The sequence below is a fragment of the Limosilactobacillus pontis DSM 8475 genome (assembly GCF_001435345.1).
GTDB lineage: Bacteria > Bacillota > Bacilli > Lactobacillales > Lactobacillaceae > Limosilactobacillus > Limosilactobacillus pontis.
In genome coordinates, this window is sequence record NZ_AZGO01000055.1 from 82,766 (window position 1) to 90,059 (window position 7,294).

Consider the following 7,294-nt stretch of genomic DNA (forward strand, 5'->3'; position numbering starts at 1 on the left):
TAGATCAGTAAACTAGCCGCCACACTGGCGTTCAGGCTTTGAACATGGCCGATCATCGGAATCGTCAGCATCTCGTCACAGGTCTTCTTGAGGAGGGCGGAAATCCCCTTCCCTTCGTTACCAATTACCAGGGCCACCGCCCCGTGGGCATCCCAGGTCCGGTAGTCCTTGCCCTGCATGTCAGTTCCAAAGAGCCAGACCCCACGGGATTGAAGCTCCTTAGCGGTCTGAACCAGGTTGGTAACTCGGGCGACTGGCACGTGCTCGATGGCCCCAGTTGAGGTCTTAGCAACCACGGAGGTCAACCCGACTGCCCGGCGCCGCGGGATGATGATCCCGTGAACCCCGGCCGCGTCCGCTGTCCGGATGATCGAACCCAGATTGTGGGGATCTTCCAGCTCATCTAAGATCAAGAAGAAGGGATCCTCATCGTGCTTGGCCGCGTTATCAAAGAGGTCGTCGATCGTGGCGTACTGGTAGGCAGCCACCGCCAGGGCAACCCCCTGGTGGTTCTGGTGGTCGGTCATCATGTCCAGCTTGTTCTTAGGGACATTGGAGATGACCAGGTGCTTCTGCTTAGCCAGTTTGATGATCTGGGCGATGGCGTCCGCCTTCAAGCCCGACTGGATAAAGACCTTGTTGATCTCCTGGTCCGACTTGAGGGCCATGATCGCCGGGTGCCGGCCGATGATAAAATCAGTATTTTCAGTCTTCATGTCTTGTCCGCCCCGCTTCCACTTGTTCGATGCACCATTCAGCTAGTTCGCTCAACCGCTCCTGCTGACCCGAGAGTTGGAGATACCCCATCAGGGCCTCAAAGCCGGTTGAGATCCGGTAGGTCAGGACCGCGGTGTGCTTGGCGTGGGTATGGCTGTTGGCGTTGCGACCGCGCTTGAAGTAGGCCCACTCCGTTTCATTGAGGATGTCGTCCTGCTTCATCAGGTCAATCAATGCCGCCTGGGCCTTGGCTGAGACGTAGTGGGTGGCGATGTGCTGGAGCTTGGTCGGCTTGCTCAGCCCCGTACTCAGTAGGTGCTGGCGAATGAACACTTCGTAGACGGCATCACCAAGGTAGGCCAGGGCGATCCCGTTTAATTGTCGATAGTCTGCGTTTTCCATTGTTGTTACAAATTACTCCTTCTTGTAGCGGGTGCCTTGGGGGGTATCCTCGAGAATGATCCCCTGCTTCTTCAGGTCGTCTCTGATCTGGTCGCTGCGGGCAAAGTCCTTGTTCTTACGGGCCTCATCGCGTTCCTCAATCAACTGCTTGATCTGGTCGTCGTCGATCTGGTTGTCGGAGGCGGTCAGCTTGACGCCGAAGATGCTCATCAACGTGGCCAGGGTTGTCTTCAACGCGGCCAGGGCATCAGCGTGAACCTGGTCCTCCTGGGCGTAAACGTTGGCATACTTGACCAGTTCGTAGACCACGGCAATCCCGTTTTGAACGTTGATGTCATCGTCCATGGCCGTGGTGAAGCGCTGCTTAAAGTCCGCCAGCTTGGCGTCAACGGCATCGTCCCCACCGGCCTGGGCGTCCTGTTCACGATAGGTCAGGTTATCATAGGCCGTCTGAATGTGGTCGAGGTTGTTCTGGGCGTCGGTCAGGTTGTCCTCACTGTACTGGATTGGCCGCCGGTATTGGGTCGTCGCCATGAAGAAACGCAGCACCTGCGGGTCGACCTCCTTGATGATATCGTGGACGGTGATGAAGTTGTTCAGGGACTTACTCATCTTCTCGTTGTCCTTGCCGATGGTGACAAAGCCGTTATGCATCCAGTAACGGACGAACTGCTGACCATTCTCGGCCTCACTCTGAGCGATCTCATTCTCGTGGTGAGGAAACTCCAGGTCCTGACCCCCGGCGTGGATATCAATCGTCTTGCCGAGATACTTAGTCGACATCACAGAGCACTCGATATGCCAGCCAGGCCGACCCTTACCCCACGGGGAATCCCAGCTGATTTCACCGGGCTTAGCCGCCTTCCAGAGGGCGAAGTCCATCGGGTCCTCCTTCTTGTCCACCTCGTCAGCGCTGACGTGCTCGCTAGCCCCAACTTCCAGGTCATCGATCGACTGACCAGACAGCTGGCCGTAGTGCTTGAACTTCCGGGCCCGGTAGTAGACGTCGCCGTCCTTTTCATAGGCGTAGCCCTTGTCGATCAGGCCGCTGACGAACTCGATGATGTCGGGGATGTTCTCCGTGGCCCGCGGGTGCATGGTCGCCGGCTCGATGTTGATCGCCGACGTATCCTCCATAAAGGCATTGATGTACTTCTCCGCCAGCTGGGGAACCGTGATCCCCTGCTCGTGGGCGGCCTTGATCATCTTGTCATCAACGTCGGTAAAGTTAGAGACGTAGTTGACCTTGTAGCCCTTAAACTCCAGATAGCGCCGCACCGTGTCGAAGGCGATCGCCGAGCGGGCATTCCCAATGTGGATGTAGTTGTAAACCGTCGGGCCACAGACGTACATGTTAACAACGCCAGGATGCAGTGGCTTGAACTCCTCTTTCTTCCTCGTCAGCGTATTATAAATTGTTAGCATTTCAATCCGCTCCCTCATATTGACTTACTTGCAAATTGCTCCCTTAATCTTACCACAAACCGTGTCGATCCGCGCCCAATTGAAAATTTCGCCACCTGAAAAGTTCTTTAAGACTTTGGTCATAGTTTCTTCACATTCTACTGCTAGTATAATAAATGTAGTAAAGGAAGAGCTTTACTACATCAATGAAACCTATTATTTTTCAATTACTCCTCCCAATAGTAACCGAAAAAATAATCATTACGAAATCTCCCCCAAGTTTTCGTAATACTCCCTATTTGAGGACGGCTGATCCCAGGCCGCCCTTTTCTTTTGGCTAAATTTAGGGTTGTAAAAAGGGCGGTCGCAATCTGCGCGGCCGCCCTTTTTATGTTTATTTTTTCTTGTTGCTCTTCGACTTGGCTTGACCGTCGTCCTTGGTCTGCCCGCCGTCCTTAGCGTGTTCATCAATCCCCCGTTGGGAGTGGAGCGGCCGGGCAAAGATCATCCGGCCGGCATCGGTCTGCAGGGCACTGGTGACCTCAACTTCGATTGGCTTGTTCATGAAGTAGCGGCCATCTTCGACCACCACCATTGTGCCATCGTCAAGGTAGGCAACCCCCTGTTGACGCTCGGTCCCCTTCTTGACGACCACGACGTTGAGGGTCTCACCGGGGATCACCCGGGGCCGCAGTGACTTGGCCAGGTTGTTGATGTTCAAGACATCGACGTTCTGGAACTGGATGACCTTATTGAGGTTGTAGTCGTTGGTAACAATCGCCCCATCGACCTTCTTGGCCAGGGCAATCAGCTTGCTGTCGACCTCAGGGATATCCTCAAAGTCACCATCGTACATCTCGATCGGGACGATCTTCTCGCTGCGTAGCTTATTCAGGATGTCCAGGCCACGCCGGCCACGGACCCGCTTGATACTCTCCCCGGCGTCGGCAATATACTGCAGCTCATAGAGGACAAAGCTAGGCACCAGCAGAGTCCCCTCGAGAAAACCGGTCTTGACCAGGTCATAGATTCGGCCGTCAATCAGGATGTTGGTGTCTAGGATCTTGTAGTGATGGTAGTTGGCATCGTGCCGGTCCAGGACCTCGCCCTTGTCATCGTGCTGGTTTCGCCGGTTCAGCAGCTTCTTCCACTCGTCGATTCGGGTCGTTCCCAGGCGAAAACCCAGGTAGCTAAACACCAGCATCAAGAGGATCGGCAAGACGTTGTTGACAACTGGAATATTGGTCTGCCAGAGCGGAATCGAGATCAATACCGCCAGGATCAGGCCCAGGATTGTCAATAGCGCCCCAAAGATCAGGTAAAGCGGGTTCTTTCTCGTCAACTCCCGCTCGATTTGGGCCAGCAGTCGCATCGTTGGTTTGGCCAATAGCAGTCCTAACAGCCAGAAAATAAGTGCACCAATAATAATATCTAAGAATACCAACAATGGGAGTGCAAAGTGTAGGTTAAATACGTCCCAGAGCAGGGGCAGGTAGTAAAAGCCTACCATGGCCCCGACAAGGACGTAGATCGCAACCACAATCCGTTTCCTCATTCATCATTCCTCCTTTGTTTAACTCATGCCAGGACGAGACGCAGGGCCTCACGCAGGGTAGCGACCCCAATAACCTCGATCCCGGTCGGGGGTGTCCAGCCCTTCAGGTTATTCTTCGGTACGAAGATCCGCCGGAAGCCCAGCTTCTGCGCCTCTGCCACTCGCTGTTCGATCCGGTTGACCCGGCGAATTTCCCCGGTCAATCCAACCTCACCGACGAAGGCGTCACTCGCCTGGGTCCCCTTGTCACGGTAACTCGACGCGATCGCCACCGCAATGGCCAGGTCAATCGCTGGCTCATCCAGCTTGACCCCACCGGCTGCCTTCAGATAGGCATCCTGGTTTTGCAACATCAGGCTGGCTCGCTTCTCCAGTACCGCCATAATCAATGATACCCGATTCCGGTTCAAACCGGTAGCCGTTCGCTGGGCATTCCCGTAGACCGTCGGCGTAACTAGGGCCTGAATCTCAACTAAAATCGGGCGGGTTCCCTCCAAAGAAACCACGACTGCCGACCCGGTAGCGTCACGGAGCCGCTCCTCCAAGAAGATCTCGGACGGGTTCTTGACCTCGGTCAACCCGTTGGTGTGCATCTCAAAGATTCCCAGCTCGTTGGTCGACCCGAACCGGTTCTTCACCGAACGCAGGATCCGGTAGGTGTGGTGGAGGTCCCCCTCAAAGTAGAGGACGGTATCCACCATGTGCTCCAAGATCTTCGGCCCGGCCAGTGCCCCGCCCTTGGTGACGTGGCCGACCACGAAAATCGTGATGTTGTTGCTCTTGGCAATCTGCATCAGCTGGGCGGTCACTTCCCGAATCTGGGAAACACTACCGATCGCAGAACTGACGTCGGTCGCCTGCATCGTCTGCACGGAGTCAATCACCACGAACTCCGGCTTAAGCTCACGGATTGTGTCGCGAATACTATCCATGTTGGTCTCCGGGTAGACGTAGAAGTTGTCTCCTGCCACATGAAGCCGTTCCGCCCGCATCTTAATCTGGGTGCCGCTCTCCTCCCCAGAAACGTAGAGAACTCGATGGTGGTCATCACTCAGCTGGCCCGAAACCTGGAGGAGGAGGGTTGACTTCCCAATACCGGGGTCCCCACCGATCAGGATCAGGGAGCCGGGCACGATTCCGCCGCCAAGGACCCGGTTGAGCTCGTTGAGTCGTGTCCTGACCCGGGGTGTCTCCTGACTGTTGATCTCACTGATTTTCTGCGGTTTAGACACCAGCCCGGTCAGTGTGGTTGTCTTGGCCTTGGTGGCCGTCGTAGTGCTGCTTTGCACCTGCTCCTCGACGAAGGTGTTCCACTCCCCACAGTTTGGGCACCGCCCCAGGTAGCGGGGCGAATTATAACCGCAGGTCTGGCAGACGTACTGTGTTCTTAGCTTTGCCATCTAAAAACGCTCCTTACTTTTTAGTCGAGCCAAATCCACCGGTCCGCTGGGCGGTTGGCGTTTCCTCATCATCGGCAAGCAAGTAGGGAACAAAGATCCCCTGGCCGATCCGTTCCCCCTTCTTGACATGGTAGTCACGCAGACCGTAGTTAATCAGCTGGAAGAAGATCTCCCCCTCGTTGCTATCGTTGTCATAGTAGTCGGCGTCGACGATTCCGACCCCGTTGGGCAGGACCAGGCGGCGCTTCAGGGGGCCACTCGACCGGTCGGCCAAAAGGAGGAACTCGTTGGGCTGCATATAAGCCTTGATCCCGGTTGGCACCAGGTAGGGCCTCAGGGGAGCATCAGCCGCGGTGAAGTCGGCGTCCGTCAGCTTCTTCTGCTGGTGAATTGTCCAGAGGGCCTTGATGAAGTTTCCCTTCCAGATTGACGGCAGGGTAAAGTCCGCCGCCGCTTCGAAGTCATAACCAGCCGCGTTAGCCGTCTGCCGCCGGGGCAGGTTGATGCCATCCTTGATCTTACTCGAAACTACCTTGAATCCGCGTTTCATCTCATTCACCTCATTGATTTAAATCACTATCCTAATATTATAGGATAGAACGTTTCCCAATGGTATTGCTAAGGCTTGACTTTTCGGATTACTTTACGGAAAATTGAGGGTGAATGGATGTGATCACTTTGCAATATCAAATTGAGGATCACCGGATCGTTGCCAGTGATGACCAGCAGTCGTTCGTCGGTGAGATCAGCTTCCCCGCCGTTGTGGGCTACCCTGACCGGGTCGTCGTCGAACGGGTCTTTGTCCACCCCGACTACCGTGGCCGGGGGATTGCTGCCGTTCTTGTAAAACGTTTTATCGACTACGCCAGCGACCAAGGCTGGACCGTCAAGCTAATGTGTCCTTACGCAACCCAACAGTTCAAACTGCATCCGGAATACCAGCGTTTGTTATTACCAGAAGATCGTTTTTAGCATAGGAGGAATGTTTCAATGAATCAAGACGAATTGAAAGCCCAAACGGGTAAGGAATCAGTCAAGTACATCAAGTCCGGCATGATCGTCGGCCTCGGTACCGGGTCCACCGTCCGCTACATGGTTGACGAACTCGGTAAGCAGGTCCAGGCCGGCAACCTGACCAACATCATCGGGGTCACGACCTCGAGCCGGACCACCAAGCAGGCCGAGAGCCTCGGCATCACCATCAAGAACCTCGATGACGTCGACCACATCGACCTGACCATCGACGGTGCCGATGAGATCAGCGACGACTTTCAGGGCATCAAGGGTGGCGGTGGCGCCCTGCTCTGGGAGAAGATCGTGGCCAACGCCTCCGATAAGGTGATGTGGATTGTCGACCAGAGCAAGTTGGCCCACAAGCTGGGTAAGTTCCCGCTCCCCGTCGAGGTCATCCCGTTCGGTAGCCAACACGTCTTCGCCCGCCTGGAGAAGAAGGGCTACAAGCCAAGCTGGCGGATGGATGGCGACAAGAAGTTCCGCACTGATGAGAATAACTACATCATTGACCTCCACCTGGGCGAGATCGACCACCCGGCCCAGCTGGCGGATGAACTGATCCATATGGTCGGGGTTGTGGAGACCGGTCTCTTCCTCAACCGGGTCAACGACGTCATCGTCGGCACAAATGAGGGTCCCAAGGTACTGCACGCCCGTTAATTAACATGACGAAAGAGGCTGGGAAATAAGCTTCTCGGCGCCCTGTACGGCTAGCCCAGAACGGAGGTTGACGCTGGAGGCGTCGGCCTTTGTTCGTAGTCAAATAGACTTGCTACGCTGCGCTAGACGCTAAGGGTGCGCT

General features: G+C 55.4%; 8 protein-coding genes. 2 read left to right on the forward strand and 6 right to left on the reverse strand.

What is annotated here, in order from left to right; all coding sequences use genetic code 11:
* The 6 genes from rlmB to FD34_RS05340 all read right to left on the reverse strand — a co-directional run.
* Positions 1-716: 23S rRNA (guanosine(2251)-2'-O)-methyltransferase RlmB (gene rlmB / locus FD34_RS05315; protein WP_057807493.1), on the reverse strand; the 716-nt coding region annotated here is incomplete at its 3' end.
* Positions 706-1,119 (reverse strand): Mini-ribonuclease 3, encoded by a 414-nt coding sequence (locus tag FD34_RS05320; RefSeq protein WP_057807494.1) that lies wholly within the window; start codon positions 1,117-1,119, stop codon positions 706-708. The genes FD34_RS05320 and rlmB, both read right to left, overlap by 11 nt.
* Before the next feature lie 12 nt (positions 1,120-1,131).
* The gene (cysS, locus tag FD34_RS05325; RefSeq protein ID WP_057807496.1) at positions 1,132-2,544 is read right to left on the reverse strand and encodes a cysteine--tRNA ligase; all 1,413 of its coding nucleotides are present in this window, start codon (positions 2,542-2,544) and stop codon (positions 1,132-1,134) included.
* A gap of 373 nt (positions 2,545-2,917) precedes the next feature.
* Positions 2,918-4,078, reverse strand: a complete 1,161-nt coding sequence (locus tag FD34_RS05330) for a PIN/TRAM domain-containing protein (protein WP_057807498.1) — start codon at positions 4,076-4,078, stop codon at positions 2,918-2,920.
* Positions 4,079-4,101: 23 nt separating this feature from the next.
* The gene (gene radA, locus FD34_RS05335) at positions 4,102-5,478 is read right to left on the reverse strand and encodes a DNA repair protein RadA (RefSeq protein WP_057807500.1); all 1,377 of its coding nucleotides are present in this window, start codon (positions 5,476-5,478) and stop codon (positions 4,102-4,104) included.
* 13 nt (positions 5,479-5,491) lie between these two features.
* Positions 5,492-6,028, reverse strand: a complete 537-nt coding sequence (locus FD34_RS05340; RefSeq protein ID WP_057807502.1) for a dCTP deaminase/dUTPase family protein — start codon at positions 6,026-6,028, stop codon at positions 5,492-5,494.
* A gap of 113 nt (positions 6,029-6,141) precedes the next feature.
* Here FD34_RS05340 and FD34_RS05345 point away from each other — a divergent pair, with 113 nt between their 5' ends.
* Together FD34_RS05345 and rpiA are read left to right on the forward strand one after the other, a co-directional pair.
* Positions 6,142-6,450, forward strand: coding sequence for a GNAT family N-acetyltransferase (locus FD34_RS05345; protein WP_420814142.1), 309 nt, complete (start codon positions 6,142-6,144; stop codon positions 6,448-6,450).
* A gap of 18 nt (positions 6,451-6,468) precedes the next feature.
* Positions 6,469-7,152, forward strand: coding sequence for a ribose-5-phosphate isomerase RpiA (gene rpiA, locus FD34_RS05350; RefSeq protein ID WP_057807504.1), 684 nt, complete (start codon positions 6,469-6,471; stop codon positions 7,150-7,152).
* Positions 7,153-7,294 lie beyond the last annotated feature (142 nt).